The 22,082-nt window shown below is 63.0% G+C and carries 15 protein-coding genes; 13 read left to right on the top strand and 2 right to left on the bottom strand.

Going from position 1 to position 22,082, the window contains the following annotated elements; genetic code table 11:
• Window positions 1-64 precede the first annotated feature (64 nt).
• On the top strand, window positions 65-1,015 hold the full coding sequence (locus tag ABIB44_RS14330) for a T9SS type A sorting domain-containing protein (protein WP_354585334.1): 951 nt from the start codon (window positions 65-67) through the stop codon (window positions 1,013-1,015).
• A 99-nt stretch (window positions 1,016-1,114) separates the two neighbouring features.
• Here the strand turns inward: ABIB44_RS14330 and ABIB44_RS14325 are convergent, their stop codons facing one another.
• Entirely contained in the window at window positions 1,115-3,232 is a 2,118-nt protein-coding gene (locus ABIB44_RS14325; protein WP_354585333.1) for a molybdopterin oxidoreductase family protein, read from the bottom strand.
• A gap of 272 nt (window positions 3,233-3,504) precedes the next feature.
• Between ABIB44_RS14325 and ABIB44_RS14320 the strand changes: the two genes are divergently transcribed.
• The 8 genes from ABIB44_RS14320 to ABIB44_RS14285 all read left to right on the top strand — a co-directional run bounded on the left by ABIB44_RS14320 (window position 3,505) and on the right by ABIB44_RS14285 (window position 15,217).
• The gene (locus ABIB44_RS14320) at window positions 3,505-5,157 is read left to right on the top strand and encodes a TldD/PmbA family protein (protein WP_354585332.1); all 1,653 of its coding nucleotides are present in this window, start codon (window positions 3,505-3,507) and stop codon (window positions 5,155-5,157) included.
• 178 nt (window positions 5,158-5,335) lie between these two features.
• Entirely contained in the window at window positions 5,336-6,649 is a 1,314-nt protein-coding gene (locus ABIB44_RS14315) for a TldD/PmbA family protein (RefSeq protein WP_354585331.1), read from the top strand.
• A 150-nt stretch (window positions 6,650-6,799) separates the two neighbouring features.
• Entirely contained in the window at window positions 6,800-8,452 is a 1,653-nt protein-coding gene (locus tag ABIB44_RS14310; protein ID WP_354585330.1) for a TldD/PmbA family protein, read from the top strand.
• 182 nt (window positions 8,453-8,634) lie between these two features.
• Window positions 8,635-9,969 carry a TldD/PmbA family protein gene (locus tag ABIB44_RS14305; RefSeq protein WP_354585329.1) on the top strand — a complete coding sequence of 445 codons (1,335 nt, stop codon included), beginning with the start codon at window positions 8,635-8,637 and terminating at the stop codon, window positions 9,967-9,969.
• A gap of 194 nt (window positions 9,970-10,163) precedes the next feature.
• On the top strand, window positions 10,164-11,351 hold the full coding sequence (locus ABIB44_RS14300; RefSeq protein WP_354585328.1) for a carboxypeptidase-like regulatory domain-containing protein: 1,188 nt from the start codon (window positions 10,164-10,166) through the stop codon (window positions 11,349-11,351).
• Window positions 11,352-11,469: 118 nt separating this feature from the next.
• On the top strand, window positions 11,470-13,119 hold the full coding sequence (locus tag ABIB44_RS14295) for a TldD/PmbA family protein (RefSeq protein ID WP_354585327.1): 1,650 nt from the start codon (window positions 11,470-11,472) through the stop codon (window positions 13,117-13,119).
• Window positions 13,120-13,148: 29 nt separating this feature from the next.
• On the top strand, window positions 13,149-14,474 hold the full coding sequence (locus ABIB44_RS14290) for a TldD/PmbA family protein (RefSeq protein WP_354585326.1): 1,326 nt from the start codon (window positions 13,149-13,151) through the stop codon (window positions 14,472-14,474).
• Window positions 14,475-14,590: 116 nt separating this feature from the next.
• A complete protein-coding gene (locus ABIB44_RS14285; RefSeq protein ID WP_354585325.1) occupies window positions 14,591-15,217 on the top strand; it encodes a DUF4159 domain-containing protein in 627 nt (208 codons plus the stop codon).
• Window positions 15,218-15,225: 8 nt separating this feature from the next.
• Here the strand turns inward: ABIB44_RS14285 and ABIB44_RS14280 are convergent, their stop codons facing one another.
• Window positions 15,226-15,561, bottom strand: coding sequence for a hypothetical protein (locus ABIB44_RS14280; RefSeq protein WP_354585324.1), 336 nt, complete (start codon window positions 15,559-15,561; stop codon window positions 15,226-15,228).
• A 519-nt stretch (window positions 15,562-16,080) separates the two neighbouring features.
• Here ABIB44_RS14280 and ABIB44_RS14275 point away from each other — a divergent pair.
• The 4 genes from ABIB44_RS14275 to ABIB44_RS14260 all read left to right on the top strand — a co-directional run bounded on the left by ABIB44_RS14275 (window position 16,081) and on the right by ABIB44_RS14260 (window position 22,079).
• On the top strand, window positions 16,081-17,058 hold the full coding sequence (locus ABIB44_RS14275; RefSeq protein WP_354585323.1) for an AAA family ATPase: 978 nt from the start codon (window positions 16,081-16,083) through the stop codon (window positions 17,056-17,058).
• A 157-nt stretch (window positions 17,059-17,215) separates the two neighbouring features.
• On the top strand, window positions 17,216-18,088 hold the full coding sequence (locus ABIB44_RS14270) for a DUF58 domain-containing protein (protein ID WP_354585322.1): 873 nt from the start codon (window positions 17,216-17,218) through the stop codon (window positions 18,086-18,088).
• A gap of 95 nt (window positions 18,089-18,183) precedes the next feature.
• The gene (locus ABIB44_RS14265) at window positions 18,184-19,809 is read left to right on the top strand and encodes a BatA domain-containing protein (RefSeq protein WP_354585321.1); all 1,626 of its coding nucleotides are present in this window, start codon (window positions 18,184-18,186) and stop codon (window positions 19,807-19,809) included.
• The gene (locus tag ABIB44_RS14260) at window positions 19,809-22,079 is read left to right on the top strand and encodes a hypothetical protein (protein ID WP_354585320.1); all 2,271 of its coding nucleotides are present in this window, start codon (window positions 19,809-19,811) and stop codon (window positions 22,077-22,079) included. The genes ABIB44_RS14265 and ABIB44_RS14260 overlap by 1 nt, the downstream gene beginning before the upstream one ends.
• The last annotated feature ends 3 nt before the right edge of the window (window positions 22,080-22,082 follow it).

Here is a 22,082-nt window from a genome sequence, read left to right as displayed (position 1 = left end):
CAAGAATCGGGAAACTCTCCTCATCTATATTCGCACGTCCACTTTCCACATTTTCATTTTTTTTATGAAAAAAATACTTCTACTCAGTTCCGCATTTGTGGCAGCCCAACTGCTTTTGCCCATTGTGGGCCGCGCGCAACAAGCCGTTCCAAACGGCCAATTCGAGACTTGGACTGTCCGCAACGGGGGCGATGCGCCCGTGCAGTGGCAAACCACCGACGATGTACTGAACTTGTCGCCGGTAAAGATTTCGCCTACGGGGGCAGTCACCAAGTCACCAGACATGCACACGGGAAGCTTCGCGGCTAAGCTTACCAACATCAATACCAAACAGGGAGAGGTGCCCGGCTTTCTGTTTTTGGGGAATTCACTGGGTAATATATTTGCCGTTGATTCGCTGGAAGACCTAGGTGGCCTGCCCTATACGGCCCGTCCGGCCCGTCTCCAATTCTACTACAAATTCGCCGGAGCCATTACCCAGCCTAGCGACCGGCCCACGGCCGCCGTCTTGCTAACCCGCACCGTTGGCGGGGTCCGCACCGTGGTGGCTTCCGGCAAAAAATACCTCACCCTGCCGGCGACAGCCTACACGCTGGCCGATATTCCGCTGACTTACCGACAAGGCTATGCGCCCGACTCCGTGCATATTACGTTCGGGTCGGGCGATTACAATGAGAACAACTTCAACCCGGGCAACACGCTCTTTATCGATGATGTCGTGCTGACGGGAACCGTATCCGCCACCCGCGACCCGCAGTTGCAGGCAGCCGTGAGCGTGTATCCCAATCCCAGCTCGACGGGAGTATTTACGGTTACGGCAAGCCGGGAAGCCGCGCTACTCGCCGGCTCACTCATCGTAACCGATGCCGTGGGCCGCGTGGTACTACGCCAGCCGGCCGCGCCGACCACTACCGACACCCGTTCGATAGACTTGCACCAGCAGCCCGCCGGGCTCTATTCGTTGCACCTGGATACGCCGCGGGGCCCAGTGACTTACCAATTGGAAGTTCATTAACCGCCTCCGCCAACGCCCAAATATCACTACTCATTCCTTACTCCCGGCCCGCCTCGTCGACAGCAGAAGTAAGGAATGAGTAGTTTTTTTTATCAGGTGCTAGCTCGCCACCTCCACCCACACCGGCACCGCTGAAAGCGCCGCGTTGCCGGTCAGCTCATCGAGCCGGGCATCATCCGTCAGGTCGTTGATGCTGACGCCGGCGTGGGCCCGTGCCACTTCCAGGCGGGTGCCGGGGCGGGCGTGGCCGTAGCCGTGGGGCATGCTGGCCACGCCCGGCATGAGGTGGGGCGTGATTTCGACGGGCAGCTCCACCGCTCCCACGCGGGAGCGCACGCGCACCGGCTGGCCATCGGCGAGGTTGCGGGCGGCGGCATCGTCGGGGTTCATTTGCAGGGTGCAACGGTTGCGGCCTTTGATGAGGCGCGGCAGGTTGTGCATCCAGGAGTTGTTGCTCCGCAGCTCGCGCCGACTGATGAGCAGCAGCTGGTCGGCGGCCGCGAGGGGCGCAGCAGCCAGCACCCGGCGGGCGCGGCCCAGGTCCTGGACGAAGAGCGGGGCGGCGAGGTTGATGCGCTGGTTTTCGGTGCGCAGGGCGGCGGGCAGGCGCGGCTGCAGCTCGCCCAGGTCGATGCCGTGGGGGTTTTCGCGCAGCTTGGCCAGCGAGAGGCCGGCACGGCCATAAGCCCCGTAGCGCAGGCCAAGGTCGAGCTTGACTTCTGGGTTTTCGGGGGCGGGCGCGGTGGCGGCATCGAAAGTGTCGCCGGCTTCGAGGCGCTGGCGCAGGCCTTCAAAAATCTCCCAGTCGTAGCGTGCCTCGGGGCCTTTGTCGAACAACGGCTCGGAGTAGCGGCTGGTGTTGCGGATGGCCAGGGCGTGGAAGCTGACGTCGTAGTGCGCGGTTTCGAGGCCGGTGGCGGGCGGCAGAATGTAGTGGGCGTGGCGCGTGGTTTCGTTGAGGTAGATGTCGATGGACACCATGAAATCCAGGCCGGCCAGGGCGGTATCGAGCTGCGCGCCATTGGGCGTGCTCAGCACCGGATTGCCGCAACTCGTGACCAGGGCCCGCAGCTGGCCGTCGCCGGGCATGAGCATTTCCTCGGCCAGGCAGGCCACCGGCAACTCACTCATGAACTCGGGGGCCTGGCGGACGCGGCTGCGGTACCGGTCGTACTTATTATAGACGCCTGGCTTCCCCATAATATCCAGCGCCGGCGAGGCAAACATGTAACCGCCCGGCTCATCGAGGTGCCCGGTGAGTAGGTTCAGCGCATTTATCAGCCACAAACACAGCCCGCCAAACTCCTGCACCGACACGCCCACCCGGCCATAAATCACGCCCCGCTCTGCTGCCGCCAGCTCCCGCGCCAGCGTGCGGATTTCGGCCGGCGCAATGCCCGTAACGGCGCTGACGTACTCGGGTGTGAACTCGGCCACGGCCGCGCCCAGCTCGGCGATGCCGTCGGTAAATTCGGCCAGCCGCCCGGGTTTCACCCGCTGCTCGGCGTAGAGCACCTGCGTCATCGCCAGCAACAGGAACACGTCGGTGCCGGGGCGGATGAAGTGGTGGGCATCGGCTTTGACGGCGGTTTCGGAGCGGCGCGGGTCGACTACTACCACCTTGCCGCCGCGGGCCTGAATGGCCTGCAGGCGCTTGGCCACGTCGGGCGCAGTCATCAGGCTGCCATTGCTCACCAGGGGGTTGCCGCCGAGGATGAGCCAGTGGTCGGTGCGGTCCAAATCGGGCACGGGCAGCAGCAACGGGTGGCCGTAGAGCTGCCAAGCGGCGAAGTGGTGCGGCAGCTGGTCGACCGATGAGGCCGAGAACAGGCTGCGCGAACCCAGCGCCCGCAGGAACCCGGGGGCTGCCAGCTGCGTGCCCGAGTTGTGCACGCTGGGGTTGCCGGCGTACCAGGCGGTGGCGTGCGGGCCGTGGGCGGCACGCTGGCGGCGCAGGCCGGCGGCCACTTCATCGAGGGCTGTTTCCCAGTCGATTTCCTGCCAGCCATCGGCCGTGCGCTTCAGGGGGCGGCGCAGGCGGTTGGGGTCTTCGTAAATATCCTTCAGGCCCACGGCTTTGGGGCAGATGTGGCCCCGGCTGAACGGGTCCTGCGCGTCGCCGGTGATGCTGAGCACCTGGCCGTTCTCATGCTTGATTTCGAGGCCGCAGATGGCTTCGCAGAGGTTGCAGGCGCGGTAGTGGGTTTCGACGGACATAGCGGGTGGGATTGTAGCGTGGACTCTGCGAGTCCGCGCCTGGGCGGGGTAGGTCGGCAAAGTAAAGAACGTCATGCTGAGCGCAGTCGAAGCATCTCTACCGCGAAAGTAATTATTTACTATTGCGGTAGAGATGCTTCGACTGCGCTCAGCATGACGTTCTTTTAATTTCAGCGAACGCAACGTTCACTACAGCTTCCTGTCTTTTTGATTAAGATTCCGTCCCATCTTTACGAATCTGATTTTCCCATCACCCGAACCCCTACCTTCTTTTGAAACGACGCGACTTTGTGGGACTGTCCGGCCTCGCCGCCGGGGCCCTTTTCCTCCCCATCTTCCCCAGCCTGGGGGGCACGCCCGTCGATGCCGCCCGCCTGCTGGAGCCCGGCCTCGACCCCGCCCAGAAAAAACGCCTGGCCGACGCGGCCCTGAATGCCGCCAAAGCCGCCGGGGCCAGCTACGCCGACGTGCGCATTGGCCGCTACCTCAACCAGAGCATTTTCACCCGCGAGAAGCAGGTGCAGAACATTGCCAGCGGCGAGAGTTTTGGGGGCGGCGTGCGGGTGCTGGCCAACGGCACCTGGGGCTTCGCCGCCACCAATACCGTGACCGAAGCCGGCCTGGCCAAAGCCGCCCAGCTGGCCGTAGCTATCGCCAAAGCCAATTCGAAAGTACAGAAAGAGAAGGTGCGGCTGGCCCCGCAAAAGGGCTACGGGGAGGTCACCTGGAAAACGCCTATCAAGCAAAACGCCTTCGAGGTGCCGGTGGCGCAAAAGGTAGAATTGCTGCTGGCCGCCAACGCCCGGGCCCTCGACAATGGCGCGAGCTTCGTGAATTCCTCGCTGTTTCAGATTAACGAGCAGAAATATTTCGCCAGCACCGACGGCTCTTACATCGACCAGGACGTGCACCGCATCTGGCCCACGTTTTCGGTTACGGGCATCGACCGGGCCAGCGGCAAATTCCGCTCCCGCGACGCCCTGAGCGCCCCCATGGGCCTGGGCTACGAGTACCTCAGCCCGCAGGCGGCCGACAAGATTCCGGGGGCGGCGGGCACCGGCCTCTTTGGCTACCGCAACAGCTACGACATGCTGGAAGATGCCGCCCTGGCCGCCAAGCAGGTAAAGGAAAAGCTCACCGCCAAATCCGTGATAGCCGGCAAGTACGACCTCGTACTCGACCCTAACCACCTAGGCCTCACTATTCACGAGAGCGTGGGCCACCCGCTGGAACTGGACCGCGTGCTGGGCTACGAGGCCAACTACGCGGGCACCAGCTTCGCTACGCTGGAATGGAAAGCCAAGCAAATTCCCTACGGCTCGAAGCTGGTGAACATCGTGGCCGACAAGCTGCAGCCCGGCTCGCTGGGCGCGGTGGGCTACGACGATGAAGGCGTGCAAACCAAGCGCTGGGACCTCATCAGGGAAGGCACGCTGGTGAACTACGAGAAAATCCGCGACCAGGCGCACATCGTGGGCCAGACCGAATCGGACGGCTGCTGCTACGCCGATTCCTGGGATTCGGTGCAGTTCCAGCGCATGCCCAACGTGAGCCTGCAGCCCGGCAAAGCCAAAATGAGCGTCGACGAAATGATTAAAAACGTGGACAAGGGCATTTACATCGCCGGGCGCGGCTCCTACTCAATCGACCAGCAGCGCTACAACTTCCAGTTCGGCGGCCAAGTGTTTTACGCCATCGAAAAGGGCCAGATTGCGGGCATGATTGAGGATGTGGCCTACCAGGCCAACACCCAGGAGTTCTGGAATTCCTGCGCCGCGATTTGCGACGAGTCGGACTACCGGTTGTTCGGCTCCTTCTTCGACGGCAAGGGCCAGCCCAGCCAGGTTTCGGCGGTTAGTCATGGTAGCAGCACCACGCGGTTTAATGGCGTGAACGTGATTAACACGGCCCGGAAAATCGGGTAACGCGCGCCTCACCCCTAGCCCCTCTCCAAAAAGGAGAGGGGGACTAGCTTCTAATTTTTAGTCTTCTTTTCTCATCCTGCTTCCCCGCAAATACTAGTCTAGAATTAGAACTAGAAACTAGTCCCCCCTCTCCTTTTCGGAGAGGGGGCTTGGGGGTGAGGCGAACGCCAGCACACATATGCTCTCCAAAGACGAAGCCCAGACCATCCTCAAAAAGGTCCTCGCCTTCAGCACCGCCGATGAGTGCGAGGCGACCCTGACCGGCAACACCGGCGGCAACGTGCGGTCGGCCCGCAATTCCATCAGCACGGCGGGCGCGAGCGAGAACGTGGCGCTGGCCGTGCAGTCGCGCTTCGGCAAGCGCAGCGGGCTCGCGACGTGTAATGAATTCGATGAGGCTTCACTGCGCCGCTGCGTGCAGCGGGCCGAGGAAATTGCGCGGCTCGCGCCGGAAAGCCCGGAGTACGTGCCGCTGCTGGGGCCGCAAACCTACCTGGCTTCGCCGGGCTCGTTTGCGGCGCGCACGGCCGCCATTACGCCCGACTACCGGGCCGAGCAGATTGGGGCCAGCATGGCGCTCTGCGAGGCGAAGAAGCTGAGCTCCGCCGGCTTCTTTAATGACTCGGCGGGCTTCGTGGCCAAGCGCAACTCGAAGGGCCTGGAGGCTTACCAGCAGGTGAGCAGCCTCGATTTTTCGATTACGGTGCGCACGCCGGATGGCACCGGCTCGGGCTACGCCATTGCCAATTACACCGATTTGGCGAAGTTCGACGCGGCCCGGATGACGCGCGTTGCCGCTGACAAGGCGGCTTCGTCGGTGGGTGCGAAGGCCATTGAACCGGGCAAGTACACCGTGATTCTGGAGCCGGCCGCCGCCATCGACTTGCTGAACAACATGATGGGCGCAATGGATGCCCGCAACGCCGACGAGGGCCGCAGCTTCCTCAGCAAAAAGGGCGGCGGCAACAAAAAGGGCGAAAAGGTTTTCGACGAGCGGGTCACCATTTACTCCGACCCCACCCATCCCGACGTGCCCGACCTGACCTTCGCCGGCGACGGCCGCCCGCAGCAAAAGGTGACGTGGGTGGATAAAGGCATCGTGAAAAACCTCTACACCTCGCGCTATTGGGCCCAAAAATCGGGCGTGCCCGACATCCCTCCCCCCGGCGGCTGGATTATGGCCGGCGGCACCCAAAGCACCGCCGACCTTATCAAGGGCACGGCCAAGGGCATTCTGGTCACGCGCCTCTACTACATTCGGGCCGTCGACCCGCAAACGCTGCTCTACACCGGCCTGACGCGCGACGGGACGTTCTACATTGAAAACGGCGTCATCAAATTCCCGGTCAAAAACTTCCGCTTCAACGAAAGCCCGGTCATTATGCTGAATAATCTGGAGGCGCTGGGCAAGCCCGTACGCCTGAACGGCAGCCTCGTGCCGCCGCTCAAAATCCGCGATTTCACCTTCACCAGTTTGTCGGACGCGGTGTAGCACGGCATGGTGCCATTTGCAACAAAAAAGGTCGTCATGCTGAGCTTATCGAAGCATCTCTACCGCAACACTAACTAATTACTTGTGCGGTAGAGATGCTTCGACAAGCTCAGCATGACGTTCTAATTCGAAAAAACTTCTCCTCCTAATATGAAAAGACGCGACTTTGTGGGACTGTCCGGCCTGGCGGCCGGGGCCCTCTTCCTCCCCAGCCTGCCGAGCTTCGGCGGTTCCCTCGTAGACCCCGCCCGCCTGCTGGAACCCGGGACCGACGTGGCCATGAAAAAACGCCTCGCCGATGCCGGCCTGAACGCCGCCAAGGCCGCCGGGGCCAGCTACGCCGACGTGCGCATTGGCCGCTACCTCAACCAGGGCATTTTCACCCGCGAAAAGCAGGTCCAGAACATTGCCAGCACCGAGAGCTACGGCGTGGGAATTCGGGTGATTGCCAACGGCACCTGGGGCTTCGCCTCGACCAACAACGTAACCGAGGCGGGCATCGCCAAAGCCGCGCAGTTGGCCGTGCAGATTGCCAAGGCTAACTCGAAAGTGCAGAAGGAAAAGGTGCAGCTAGCCCCCCAAAAGGGCTACGGCGAGGTGAGCTGGAAGGCCCCGATTCAGCAGAATGCGTTTGAGGTGCCCATCAAGGACAAGGTGGATTTGCTGCTGGGCGTGAACGCCAAGGCGCTGGACATGGGCGTGTCGTTCATCAACTCGGTGCTGTTTCAGGTGAACGAGCAGAAGTATTTTGCCAGCACCGACGGCTCATACATCGACCAAGACATCCACCGCATCTGGCCCACGTTCGGGGTTACGGCCATTGACCGGGCCAGCGGAAAATTCCGCTCGCGGCAGGCCATGAGCTCGCCCGTGGGCATGGGCTACGAGTACCTCACGCCGAAAGCATCCGAAAAAATGGCCGGCCCGGCGGGCTCCGACATCATCGGCTACCGAAACAGCTACGACATGCTGGAAGACGTGGCGCTGGCCGCCAAGCAAGTGAAACAGAAGCTGACCTGCAAGTCGGTAACGCCCGGCAAGTACGACCTCGTGCTCGACCCCGGCCACCTGGGCCTCACTATCCACGAATCTGTCGGCCACCCGCTGGAACTGGACCGCGTGCTGGGCTACGAAGCCAACTTCGCCGGAACCTCGTTTGCGACACTGGAATGGAAAGCCAAGGGCCTGCCCTACGGCTCGAAAGTGGTGAATATTGTAGCCGATAAAGTGACGCCCGGCACGCTGGGCGCGGTGGGCTACGACGACGAAGGCGTGAAAACCCGCCGCTGGGACCTCATCAAGGATGGCCAGCTGGTGGACTACGAGAAAATTCGCGACCAGGCGCACGTCGTGGGCCAGGACCATTCCGACGGCTGCTGCTACTCGCAGTCGTGGCAGGACGTGCAGTTCCAGCGCATGCCCAACGTGAGCCTGCAACCCGGCAAGGACAAGCTGAGCGTGGACGAGCTGGTGAGCAAGGTCGACAAGGGCATCTACATCGCCGGCAACGGCTCGTTCTCCATCGACCAGCAGCGCTTCAACTTCCAGTTCGGCGGCCAGGTGTTCTACGCCATCGAGAAGGGCAAAATCACCGAGATGCTGGAGGACGTGGCCTACCAGGCCAACACCCAGGAGTTCTGGAACAGCTGCGCGGGCTCGTGCGACGAAAGCGACTTCCGCTACTTCGGAGCCTTCAACGACGGCAAGGGGCAGCCCAGCCAGAGCTCGGCCGTAAGCCACGGGTCGAGCACCACGCGGTTCAACGGCGTGAACGTGATTAACACGGCCCGGAAAATCGGGTGATGGGTGCGCCCATTACGCCTCATCCCCTAGCCCCTTCTCTGAAGGGAGAAGTGGGACTAGCTTCTAGTTTGTAGTCTAATTCTTTAATCTGCTTCCCTCCGAATTCTAGCCTAGAACTAGAAACTAGTCCCCCTCTCCTTTTCGGAGAGGGGCTAGGGGGTGAGGCATAACGTTAGCAAATCATGGCCATTCTCTCTAAAGACGAAGCCCAGACCATCCTTAAAAAAGTTCTCAGCTTCAGCACCGCCGATGAGTGCGACGCCACGCTGAGCGGCAACACCGGCGGCAACGTGCGCTCGGCCCGCAACTCCATCAGCACGGCCGGGGCCAGCGACAACGTGTCGCTGGCCGTGGAAAGCCGCTTTGGCCGCCGCGCTGGCACCGCTACCTGCAACGAGTTCGATGAAGCAACCCTGCGCCGCTGCGTGCAGCGGGCTGAGGAAATTGCCCGCCTCGCCCCCGAAAGCCCAGAGTACATGCCGCTGCTTGGCCCCCAGCAATACCTGGACGGCAGCCGCTCGTTCGCAACGGCCACCGCCGGCATCACGCCCGATTACCGGGCCGCGCAAATCGGGGCCAGCATGGCGCTCTGCGACCAGAAGAAGCTGAGCTCGGCCGGATTTCTGGACGACTCGCACGGCTTCGTGGCCAAGCGCAACTCGAAGGGCCTGGAGGCTTACCAGCAGGTTTCCAACGTCACGTTTTCGGTGACGGTGCGCACGCCCGACGGTACTGGCTCGGGCTACGCCTCGGGCGACTATGTGGACGCCGCCAAGATGGACGCCGCCCGTTTCACTAAAATCGCGGCCGATAAAGCCGCGTCCTCGATGAAGGCCCGGGCCATTGAGCCGGGCAAATACACGGTGATTCTGGAGCCCAACGCGCTGCTTTCCAACGTGGATACTTCGCTCATCGGCGCGCTCATGCAGAGCCTCGATGCGCGCAACGCCGACGAGGGTCGCAGCTTTCTCAGCAAGAAGGGCGGCGGCAACCGCAAAGGCGAAAAGCTGTTCGATGAGCGGGTGACGATTTACTCCGACCCGCTGAATCCGGACATCAGCGACCTCACGTTTGGTGGCGACGGCCGGCCGCAGAAGCGCACCACTTGGATTGAGAAAGGTGTAGTGAAAAATCTTTACACCTCGCGCTTCTGGGCCCAGAAGGCCGGCATTCCCGACCTGCCCCGGCCCAACGGCTGGATAATGGAGGGCGGCACCCAAAGCACCGCCGACCTCATCAAGGGTACGGCCAAGGGCATTCTGGTCACGCGACTATGGTACATCCGGCCCGTCGACCCGCAGACGCTGCTCTTCACCGGCCTCACCCGCGACGGCACGTTTTACATCGAAAACGGCCAAATCAAGTTCCCGGTGAAGAATTTCCGCTTTAACGAAAGCCCGGTCATTATGCTCAATAACTTGGAAGCCATCGGCAAACCGGTACGGCTGGCCGGAAATCTGGTGCCGCCGCTTAAGATTAGGGACTTCACGTTCACAAGCCTGTCGGACGCGGTGTAGCACGTAGCGTGGCCGCGGCGAGCAGCGCGTAAGCCACATAAAGGTCGCATTTTCAAAAGCCACTGGTCCGTATTGACCAGTGGCTTTTCGTTTTCTGCCAACGCCCGGGCAACGGCCTTACCCTTCGTCGCATCTGCCAGCTTGCGAACGCACCACCCGCCCCTATCTTGCGGCCTCCTCTCCCACTTTCTGCAATGAAACTGACTTTACTAGCCGGCCTGCTACTGGCCACTGCCGTAGGCCCGGCCGCCGCGCAATCGCGCCTCGCCGGCAAAATTCTGGATGCCGCCACTGGCCTGCCGGTGCCCTACGCCAGCATTTCGATGCTGAACACAACGGCCGGCACTACCAGCAACGCCGAAGGCGAATTTGAGTTAAAAACGGTGCTGCCGGGCCGGCTAGTAGTTTCGGAGTTGGGCCACCAGCGCGACACCGTGGCTGTAGCTGCCGTCGCCGCACCGCTGCTGGTGCGCCTGCAGCCATCTTCAGTAGCGCTACCGGAAGTGACGACGGGCACCTACACCGTGGAGCTCATTAAGCAGGCGTACCGTGAGTTGCGCCGCACCAATGGCCGTAAAACCTACGGTCAGGCATTTTACCGCCAGGTAACCAAGCTAGACGGCGACCCCACTGAGGTGCAGGAAATGGTATGGCACGCCCAAACCAGTAATGCCAGGGTCGAGGGCTCTGCGCTGATGCAAGGCCGCTTCGCCAAGAGAAAAGCCGTGCTGTCGTACAACAACTTTTCGAAATTCAGCAAGGCCGTTAGCTTCTTTCAAGCCGAGGAAGACAGCCTGGCCAATACGGGTGTCATCGGCCTGCGCGTAGCCGAACGCTACAAGCTGAAGCTGCTCGGTGTGACGCAGAACGGCGCGCAGGAGCTAGTGGAAATTGACTTAGATTGCAAGGAGCCGACTGACCCAGTGCCCCACGCCAACGTGGTGATTGATGCGGCCACTCACCAAATACTGCGGCTGCGGATAGCGACTACGAGGCTATCGACGAAGTCAAACAATCCGCTGTTTAAATTCAAGCAGCAATTGTCGCGGGTTGAGTTTGGGTTTCGGCCCGAGCCGGCCGGGGCCGTGCTGGAGTACCTGAAAATCGACTACGAAGCCTCCATGAGCCGGGCGCTGAAAAGCAACTTGCCCATTGCGGTATCGTCCTTCATCTACTTCTACAGTGGGGGCGCTACTCCGGCGGCCGGGGTCGCCTACGTGCCGGCCAAGGCGGGCGGCTCTGACCTGGCAGCCATCATGCAAACCACCTACGACCCCGCCTTCTGGCAAAACAATCCGGTGGTAAAACGCACCCCGCTCGAAGACCAGGTGATGAAATCCTTTGAGCAGAAAGGCGCTTTTGGCACCATGCTCACGCCGTAACTTGTAGCGCGGCCTCTGTGCGCCTGCGCAACGGCGAACGGCCGACTATTTACCATGCAACCCAGGCGCGGACTCGCAGAGTCCACGCTACATTTCATCTCTTTTTTCTCTGCAACCTATGAAAAGACGCGACTTTGTGGGCCTCACCGGCCTCGCCGCCGGGGCCCTGTTTCTGCCGAGCCTACCGGGCTTCGGCCATACGCCCGTCGACCCTGCCCGCCTGCTGGAGCCGGGCGCGGACGTGGCCATCAAGAAACGCCTGGCTGATGCGGCCCTGAACGCCGCCAAAGCCGCCGGGGCCGACTACGCCGACGTGCGCATCGGCCGCTCGCTGAACCAGTACGTGTTTACCCGCGAGAAGCAGGTGCAGAACATCGTGAGCACCGAGAGCTACGGCGTGGGCATCCGGGTGCTCGTAGCCGGCTGCTGGGGTTTCGCCTCCACCAGCGTCGTGACAGAAGCCAACCTGGCCGCCACCGCCCGCGAGGCCGTGAGCATTGCCAAAGCCAACCGGCTGGTAATGAAGGAGCCCGTGCAGCTGGCCACGCAGGCTGGATACGGTGAAGTGAGCTGGAAAACGCCCATCCAGCAAAGCGCCTTCGAGGTTCCCATCAAGCAGAAAGTGGATTTGCTGCTGGCTTGCAACGCCGCCGCGCTCGATGCGGGAGCCAGCTACATCAACTCGGCGCTGTTTCAGGTGAATGAGCAGAAGTATTTCGCCAGCACCGACGGCTCGTACATCGACCAGGATATTCACCGGCTCTGGCCCACGTTCAACGCCACGGCGGTGGATACCAAATCAGGCAAATTTCGCTCGCGGGAGGCGTTGAGCGCGCCGGTGGGATTGGGTTTTGAGTACCTAACGCCCAGCGCGGCCGAGCAGGTGCGCGGGCCGCAGGGCACCGACACCATTGGCTACAAGCTGCGCTACGACATGCTGGCCGATGCCGCGCTGGCCGGCAAGCAGGCCAAGGCCAAGCTGACGATGAAATCCGTCACGCCCGGCAAGTACGATTTGGTGCTTGACCCGGGGCATTTGGGTCTGACTATTCACGAATCCGTCGGCCACCCCACGGAGCTCGACCGGGTGCTGGGCTACGAGGCCAACTACGCCGGCACCTCGTTTGCCACCCTGGAATGGAAGGCCAAAAACCTGCCCTACGGCTCGAAGGAAGTGAACATCGTGGCCGATAAGCTGCAGCCCGGCTCGGTGGGTAATGTGGGCTACGACGACGAGGGCGTGAAAACCCGCGAGTGGGACATTATTAAAGACGGCAAGCTGGTGAACTACCAGAAAATCCGGGACCAGGCGCACATTGTGGGTCAGAAGGAATCCGATGGCTGCGCCTACGCCCAGTCGTGGGAAGACGTGCAGTTCCAGCGCATGCCCAACGTGAGCCTGCGCCCCGGCACCGCCAAAATGAGCCCCGATGAGATGGTGAAAGGCGTAGACAAGGGCATTTACATTGCGGGAGCCGGCTCATTCTCCATCGACCAGCAGCGCTTCAACTTCCAGTTTGGCGGGCAGCTGTTTTTTGCGATTGAGAAGGGTAAAATCACTGAGCAGCTGGAGGACGTGGCCTATCAGTCGAACACCCAGGAGTTCTGGGGAGCCTGCGCCGGCTCGTGCGACCAGTCGGACTACCGCCTATTCGGCACCTTCTTCGATGGCAAGGGCCAGCCGGCCCAGGTGTCGTCGGTGAGCCACGGCTCGGCCACCACGCGCTTCAACGGCGTGAACGTCATCAACACGGCCCGTAAAGTCTAGCCTTCTTCCCCAAACCTCTGCAAATCATCATGGCTATTCTCTCCAAAGACGAAGCCCAGGCGCTCCTGAAAAAAGTTCTGGCTTACAGCACCGCCGACGAGTGCGCGGTGTCGCTGAACGGGCGCACTTCCGGCAATATCCGCTACGCCCGCAACAGCGTGAGCACGGCCGGCTCGCAGAACTCCGTATCGCTGGCCGTGGAGTCGCGGTTCGGCAAGCGCAGCGGCATTGCCACCTGCAACGAGTTCGACGACGCCACCCTGAAACGCTGCGTGCAGCGGGCCGAGGAAATCGCGAAGCTTGCCCCCGAAAGCCCCGAATACGTGCCCCTGCTCGGCCCGCAAACCTACGTGAGCCCGCCCTCGGCCGCCACCACGCTGCTCACGGCCGCCACCCGCGCCCAGGCCGCCGCCGACAGCATGACGCTGTGCGCCGCCAAGAACCTCACCGCCGCCGGCTTCCTCGACGGCGGCACGCGCTTTCAGGCGCTGCGCAACTCCAAGGGCCTCGAAGCCTACCAACAGTCCACCAACACCGACTTTTCGGTGACGGTGCGCACCGCCGACGGACGCGGCTCGGGCTACGCCATTGCCGACGTGACGGACCCGGCCAAGCTCAACGCCAAAGCCCTGACGCAGCGCGCCGCCGACAAGGCCCTGGGCTCGGTGAACGCCAAGGCCATCGAGCCCGGCAAGTACACCGTGATTCTGGAGCCGGCCGCGCTCATGGCCGGCGACGATTTGTCGCTGCTCGGCGGGCTGATGTATGGGCTGGATGCCCGCTCAGCCGACGAGGGCCGCAGCTTCATGACCAAAAAAGGCGGCGGCAACCGTAAGGGCGAAAAGCTGTTTGATGAGCGCATCAACATCTACTCCGACCCCATGAACGCCGAGGTGCCCGGCAGCGCCTTCGACGGCGAGGGCCTGCCCGCCAAGCGCCTAAGCTGGATTGAGAAAGGCGTGGTGAAGCAGCTGTACTACTCGCGCTTCTGGGCCGAGAAAAATAAGGTGGCGGCCACGCCATTCCCCAGCGGCTTCATCATGGCGGGCGGCACGCAAAGCACCGCCGAGCTCATCAAAGGCACCGCCAAGGGCATACTAGTCACGCGCTTGTGGTATATCCGTGAAGTCGACCCGCAAACCCTGCTCTACACCGGCCTCACGCGCGACGGGACTTTTTACATCGAGAACGGAGCCATCAAATTCCCCATTAAGAACCTGCGCTTCAACGAAAGCCCCATTATTATGCTGAATAATATTGAGGCCATCGGCCGGCCCCAGCGCTTGGCCGGCTGCCTGATTCCGCCGCTGAAAATCCGGGATTTCACGTTCACGAGCCTGTCCGACGCGATTTAATTTTGGTCATGTGGAGCGCAGCGAAGCAGCTTATCACCGCTGAACGTGTCGTTCGTGCTGATAAGCTGCTTCACTGCGCTCAGCATGACAAACCTGATTCTCTACCACCTCCTTCGATGCCCGCTGCCGCTTTCACTTTCGTGCGCCTGAAATACCACTCCGGCGACTGGGATTCGGTGGATGAGCGCATGCCCGCCAACCTGCTGCACTCGCTGGTGCAGTACACCAAAGTGCCCGTCGACCCCAAGGAAAAAGTGGTGGCGCTCGACAGCCCCGAGCTGTTCAACTACCCCTTCTGCTACCTGAGCGGGCACCGGTTGGTGCAGTTTTCGGGCGCTGAAAAACAGAACTTTACGCAATATGTGCGCAACGGCGGCTTCGTGTTCGTCGACGATTGCAACCACGACATCGACGGCCTTTTTGCCCGCTCCTTTGAGGAGCAGATGCGCCAGTGCTTCGGCGCGAATGCACTGAAGAAAATCCCCAAAACCCACCCGATTTACTCCCAGTTTTTCACTTTCAAAGACGGCCCGCCCAACACCGGCTTCGAGCTCAATGGCTGGGGCGACGACCTAGTGCACGACTACTTGAAAGCCGTGGAAATAAAAGGCCGCATCGGCGTGCTGTATTCCAACAAAGACTACGGCTGCGAATGGGATTACGATTTTCGCAACAAGCGTTTCCTGGCGGAGGACAACACTAAGTTTGGGGTGAATATTTTGCTGTACGCCCTGACAACGTAACGCAATGCCTAAAACTGAAATCCCAGCCCGTACCGAACATCCGGCAGGATGCCTGTACGCCGGAATATTGGCTCATCCACGTAATCGTAGTAGGCCGGGTCGCTGGTGCGGTCATCGCCCAGCCGCGCCCAGGTCAAGACCCCGACCGCGAAATCGAACACCAGATGCGGCGCGCTGGGGTGCCCCAGCGGTAGCTGCCAGCCCACCAGCACACCGGCTCCACCCCGCCGGCCCGAGTTGACAGGCGTGTTGAAGGCAGTCGGCGCGTTGCTCAGCGCCCGGTAGCTCAGCACCGGCGAAAGGTAGAGCCCAGCCAGCGCCACCCCATTCCGCTCGGCGGGCATTAGGTACCATCGCCCGAATAAACCCATGCCGTTGCGTCGCAATTCTGGTGTGCCACCCCGGTACAGCACTTCAACGCCCAGGCTTCCATTTGCGCCAAGCCGGCGTTCATACGACACCAGTATTGGCGTCATTACACCGTGCCCACTGCCCAGACTGTTTTCAAGACTAGCGGCTATCGGCGCTAGAATATCCAGATGAACCACGTTTTTGTCCCTTGAACTCGCAGCCGCCGCCCTTGGTACGTATGTTTGAGCCTGCGCGCAAAGTCTGCCGCCTGAAGAAAACACAGCAGCGGTGGCTACGAGGTATTTGGTTATGGCCCCCATGACTCTAGGCGTTGGTAATGTTAAATGATAAGCGAATTACCGACAAGGTGCCAAATGCAAAAAACTAAAAAATCAGATTAGAGGACTTTCTATTGTAATAATTTTGGGCCTTCTACTCTGACTGACAAAACTTTCAGTCGTTTTTATCTGACTTTCAGCGCCCAAATCAAACAGCATTCCCCCCTCCTCCCCTTGACCGAACCAGAAGTAAACGCCCTCCTCGCCAAGCTACCCGTGCTCAAGGCCGAAATCGCCAAGGTCATCGTGGGCCAGGAAACCGTGCTCGACGAAGTGCTGGTGGCCCTGCTGGCCGGTGGCCACGCGCTGCTCGAAGGCGTGCCCGGCCTGGCCAAAACGCTGCTGGTGCGCACGCTGGCCGCCGCCACCGATTTGCCCTTCCGCCGCATCCAGTTCACCCCCGACTTGATGCCGACCGATATTCTCGGCACCGAGGTATTGGAGGAAGACCACGGCACCGGCCACCGCTCGTTCAAATTCAACCCCGGGCCCATTTTCGCCAGCTTGGTATTGGCCGACGAAATTAACCGGACGCCGCCCAAAACCCAGGCCGCCCTGCTGGAGGCCATGCAAGAGGGCCACGTCACCTACGCCGGGCAGGAGCATGCGCTGCCCAAGCCCTTCTTCCTGCTGGCTACCCAAAACCCGATTGAGCAGTCGGGTACCTACCCCCTGCCCGAGGCCCAGCTCGACCGGTTTTTGCTGTACGTGCGCATCGGCTACCCCACCGCCGAGGAGGAACTGGCGGTGCTGCGCGGCACCACCGGCGCAGCCGGCCAAGCCGTGCAGCCGGTGCTGGGCGGGGCCGATATCCGCGCTTTGCAGGCGCTGGTACGACAGGTAAGTCTGAGTCCCGAGCTCATGGATTTCGTGAACCGGCTGGTGCGGGCCACCCGTCCGGCCACGTCGGAGGTGAAGTTTATCAAGGACTACGGGCGCTGGGGCGCGGGGCCGCGCGCCGGGCAGGCCCTGATTCTCTGCGCCAAGGCGCGGGCGCTGCTGCACGGCCGCTTCGCCGCCACGCTGGAGGATATCCGCACGCTGGCCCCGCCGGTGCTCCGGCACCGGGTGCTGCTGAATTTTAACGCCGAAGCAGAGAATATTACAGCCGATGATGCTGTAGTGGAATTGCTGAAAGCGGTGACGGTTTAATGGAATGTTCTGGTTTGAACGTCATGCTGAGCTTAGCCGAAGCATCTCTACCGCTTCGTTTAATGATATGAATTACTTGCGCGGTAGAGATGCTTCGGCTAAGCTCAGCATGACGTGCTATTTGCTCATCGTTCACTGCATAACTACTCTTTGAAAATTGCTCACTCCCGAACTCCTGCATGGCCTGCGCAACCTCTCCCTCGCCGCCCGGCAGGCGGCTGAGGGCTTTCTGAATGGCGCGCACGCCAGCCGGCGGCACGGCGCGGGCATGGAGTTCAGCCAGTACCGCCCCTACCAGCCCGGCGACGACCTGCGCCGTCTCGACTGGCGCCTGGCCGCCCGCTCGGACAGGTATTACCTGCGCGAGTCGGAAATTGATACCAGCCTGACGGTGCACTTGCTGCTCGACGCCAGCGCCAGCATGAACCACCGCGACGACAACGGCCTGACCAAGCTCGACTACGCGCGGCTGCTGCTGGGCGCGCTGGCCTACCTGGCCACCCAACAGGGCGACGCCGTGGGCCTCACCATCCTCAGCCCGGCCGGTCTGCGCCACCTTCCGCCCCGGGCCGATGCTCGCCAGCTTCCCCGCCTCTACCACGCCCTGGAAACGGCCGAGGCCGCCGGAAGCTTCCCGACCACTGAAACGCTGGCTCCACTCACGGCCCGCCGACAGCGCGCCCTCACGGTGTGCGTGAGCGACCTTTATGAGGAAGGCTCCGAAATCAACGCCCTGCTCACCCGCCTGCGCGCCACCAGCGGCGACGTGCTGCTGCTGCACCTGATGGCCCACAACGAGCTGGCATTCACCTATCAGGGAGCCGTCACGTTTCGGGATTTGGAAACCGGCCAGACCCTGCAAATCGATGCCGGCCCGCAGCGCGCCGCTTATCAGCAGCAGCTCCAGGCGTGGCTGGGCGAAACGGCCCGGCAGGCCCGCCGCCAGGGTTTCGATTACCATCTGCTGGACACCTCCGAGCCGCTCGATGCGGCGATGCGAGAGTTTCTCAGGCGGCGCGCAAACAGTTAAAAGTTGAGAGTTAAAACCGCTAAGGCTTCGGACCTCATTTTAATAATACTCCATTTTTAACTTTTAACTCTCAACTTTTAACTTCACAACTGGCCTTGTTTGCCCTGCTCAACCCTGCCGCCCTGCTGGCCCTTCTGGGGCTGCTGGTGCCGGTGGCGATTCATCTCTGGAACCGCCGGCCGGGCCGCGAGGTAGCCGTGGGCAGCCTGCGCTGGCTGGCCGCGGGTGCCAACCGCCGCCTGCGCAACCTGAAGCCCGAGCAGCTTTGGCTCCTGCTGCTGCGCGCCGCGCTGGTGGCAGTGCTGGCCGTGGCCGTAGCCGGGCCGATATGGCGTACGGCCTTGCCCACCAGCCGGGGCGTGGTGCTGCTGAGTACTGAAGCAGCGGGCCTGCCCGCATTGGTTGGCTTGAAACCGACCATCGATTCGTTGCGCGGCAGCGGCTATGCGCTGCGCTGGCTGGCCGCCGGTTTCCCCCGAGTGCCGGGCGGAACGTGGCGCAAACTGAGCACCGGCCAGGCCGGGACCACCGCTGATTCGCTTGCGGCCCTGGCCACCAAACCCCGGAACCAGGCGTTTGCCTGGGCGCGGGTGCAGCAGGCGGTAGCCGCTTTCCCCGGCCAGCCGCTTCTGGTGGTGACGGGTGCCGGGCTGCGCAACTTTGGGGGGAGCCACGCGCCGCTACCAGCCGCCGTGCGCTGGCAGGTGCTGCCCGATACCACTTCCACCGCCTGGCTCGCCAGTGCCGCGCAGATGGGCGACACCCTCAGCCTGCTGGTGGGCCGCAGCAAGGAGAATCAGACCACTTTTAGGCGCAAAAAAGCGCGTAAACCGCAAGGTGGGCAGCTTCTGCAGGTGCCCGGACTACCGCCGTTTCGGCTGCAGCTAAATAAAAACGGAGGTACGAACTTTGTGCTGAAACCTGCTTTGGGAGCTGACCGCGAAATTGATTTGGAAGCTGCGCCAACGGAAATTAGCATCTACGCCACGCCCGAATTTGCTGCCGATGCCCGCTACCTGGAAGCGGCGCTGCGGGCGGCCGGCACGGCCCTGGCTTTGCCGCCCCGCTTGCGCCGGCTGGCAGCTTCACCCGCGCATCTGCAAGCCGACTGGACATTCTGGCTTTCGGCCGAACCCCTGCCGCTGGACTGGCAGGAGAGCACCCGGAAATACGCCCGGCACCTCTGGCTGGAAGCCCCCGGGCCCGGATTGGCGGACACGTCCAGCCTCGCCGTTACCAAACCTGGCGCGACGGCCGTCACGGTTTTGCGGCGGGATGCCCGCCCGCCCGCGCCGGGCCTCGAAACAGTATGGGCCGACGGCCGGGGCCGCGCCATTCTCTCGCGTCAGGCCTTGGGCCGGGGCAGCGTGTACCAGCTGCACACCCGCCTGAACCCCATCTGGAGCGAGCTGGCCAACGACCCGCAGCTGCCCGCCCGCCTGCTGGCCCTGCTGCAACCCGACCCAACCGATAACTTCAACGCCCCGCAAACCCGGCTGGCCGAGGCCGAAGCCGCGCACGACCGCCGTGCCCTGGCCCCGGCGCAGTTGCCCGCAGCTTCGGCCAGCGCAGCCCTGCCAGCGGCCACTAGTACCCCGCCACCAGGTTTCCGCACCACCGATTTGCGGCCGTGGCTGGTGCTGCTGGCCGGGCTGCTGCTGCTGGTCGAGCGCCTGCTGGCAGCGCGGCGGGAAGCTAAAACCTTCTCATCTTTAGCCTGATGCAGACGCTCAACACTTCAACCGCAACGGATTTGCTGGTGACGCAAGGGCGCGCCCAAGGGCAATTGCAGGCCCTGCGGCAAAGCTATGTCGGTCGCTACGCCGGGGCCGGGCTGTTGCCGCTGCTGGCGGGCGGGGGCCTAGTGGCGGCGCTGGCCTACCGCTTTCCGGCCATGCCGCCGGTTTGGGTAGCGCTGGCCGTGGTAGGACTCCTGGCAGCATCAGCCGGGTGGCTATTGCCCATGCGCCACCTGGACCACGCCGAAATTGCCCGGCGACTCGACCGGCAGTTTGCCGAATTGCAGGACAGCACGGGCCTGCTGCTGCAAAACCCGGCTAACCTGCCGTTGCTGGGGCAGCTACAATTCCAGCGGGTGGCTCGGCAGCTGGAGGTGCTAACCGCTGATGGCCCGGCCCTGCTGCCGGTTTCTTTCAGGAATTCTTGGATGCTGAGCACCGGCCTGCTGCTGGGAGCGGCATTGCTATTACTCCTCCCCCCAGCCCGGCAAACAACTGCGCCAAGAGCGGTGCTCCTGCATTTCACCCCCGCTGCCCGGCAACCCGCAAGCCCGAAAACTGCGCCGCCCCGCATCAGAGAAACCACGCTGCTGGTGACGCCCCCGGCCTACACCCGGCGGCCGGCGTTTGCGCCCGCCCAGGCTTCGTTCCAGTGCCCGCAGGGGGCGCGGGTGCGTTGGCAGGTGCGCGTGGAGCATGGCGCGGGCCAGCCGGCCCCGGTGCTGGAATTGGGCCGCCAACGGCTTCCGCTGCGGCCAGTGGCCGGCCAGCCGGGCGCGTTTTTCACGGAGCAGGTTCTGAGCGCCTCCGTGCTGTACCGGCTGCGCTACGCGGGCACGGTGTCGGATGATTATGCCATCGACGTGCGGCCCGACCTTGCGCCGGTGCTGCGCATCATCACGCCCAAGGCCTACACGCTGGTGGCCGCCCTGGGCCAGCGGCCGGAAGTACCCATCCGGGCTACGTTGCGCGACGATTATGGCCTGAGCCGGGCCGAGCTGGTGATAACCGTGGCCCAGGGCCAGGGCGAGGCGGTGAAGTTTCGGGAGCTGCGGCGCGATTTAAGCACCGGCCTGAGCGGGCCACAAGCCAGCCTGGGCAGCGTGCTGAACCTCCCCAAGCTAGGCTTGACCTACGGCGACGAGCTTTACTTCTACCTCACGGCCCGCGACAACCACGGCCACACCGCCCGCACCGATGCCTACCTCGTGCAGTGGCAGGACACCACCGTGGCCGACAGCGCCCCCGACCTGGGCATGGGCGTGAAAGTAGCTCCCGCCTACTTCCGCAGCCAGCGCCAGATTATCATCGACACCGACAAGCTGCTGGCCGAAAAGCCCAGGCTCGACCCCGCCACTTTCGCCGAACGGGCCAATGCCCTGGGCTTCGACCAGCAGAGCCTGCGCCTGCGCTACGGTAAGTTTCTGGGCGAAGAATCGGAAGCCGGTATCGGCGCGCCAGCACCCCATTCCCCCATTGCCGAGGACGAGGATGCCACACCCACCGCCAACGCTACGGCGGAGCCCGACCACGACGACCACGACCACGCCGCCCCGTCCGGCTCATCGGCCAAAGCCTCGCCCACGGCCGAAACCGATGCCCTCATGGACCCCTACATCCACAAGCACGACGACGCCGAAACCGCCGATTTCCTGGAGCCCGCCGTGAAAACCAAGCTTCACGCCGTGCTCGACCAAATGTGGGCCGCCGAGTTGCGCCTACGCACCGGCCAGCTCGCGGCCGCCCGCCCCTACGAGTACCGCGCCCTGCGCCTGCTGAAGGAGGTGCAGCAGCAGACCCGCGTGTTCGTTAAGAAGGCCGGTTTCAGTCCGCCGCCCATGCCCGAAGCCACCCTGCGCCTCACTGGCGAGCTGGCCGGGGCCGCCGTGCCCCAGCGCCAGCAAATGCTGCCCGCGCCCAACCCGCAGCCCGCCATCCGGGCGGCCCTGCGCTGGCTGGCCGCCGCCGACCAGGTCCCGCCCATCCGGCCCGCCGATGCCGCCGTGCTCGACCAGGCCGGCCCCGTGCTGGCCGGCGCGGCCCTTACCCGCCCCGGCTTCTACCTGCCCGCCCTCCGCGCCCTGCGCGAGTTGAGCCAGGCTGTGCGCGCCGGCCGCCCAACCCGCGCCACCAGCCGCGCCGCCGTAGCCCGCGCCCTCACCGATTTGCTGGCCGTGCCCACCCCTACGCCCCCCGCCCCGCCCGCTGCCGACCGCCTGGCCCGGCGATATTTTCAGGAACTAGCCCGCTAATAA

The organism is Hymenobacter sp. UYCo722, from assembly GCF_040547115.1.
GTDB lineage: Bacteria > Bacteroidota > Bacteroidia > Cytophagales > Hymenobacteraceae > Hymenobacter.
Note: the sequence above shows the minus strand (reverse complement) of the source record. Positions and strands in the feature narration are given on the sequence as shown.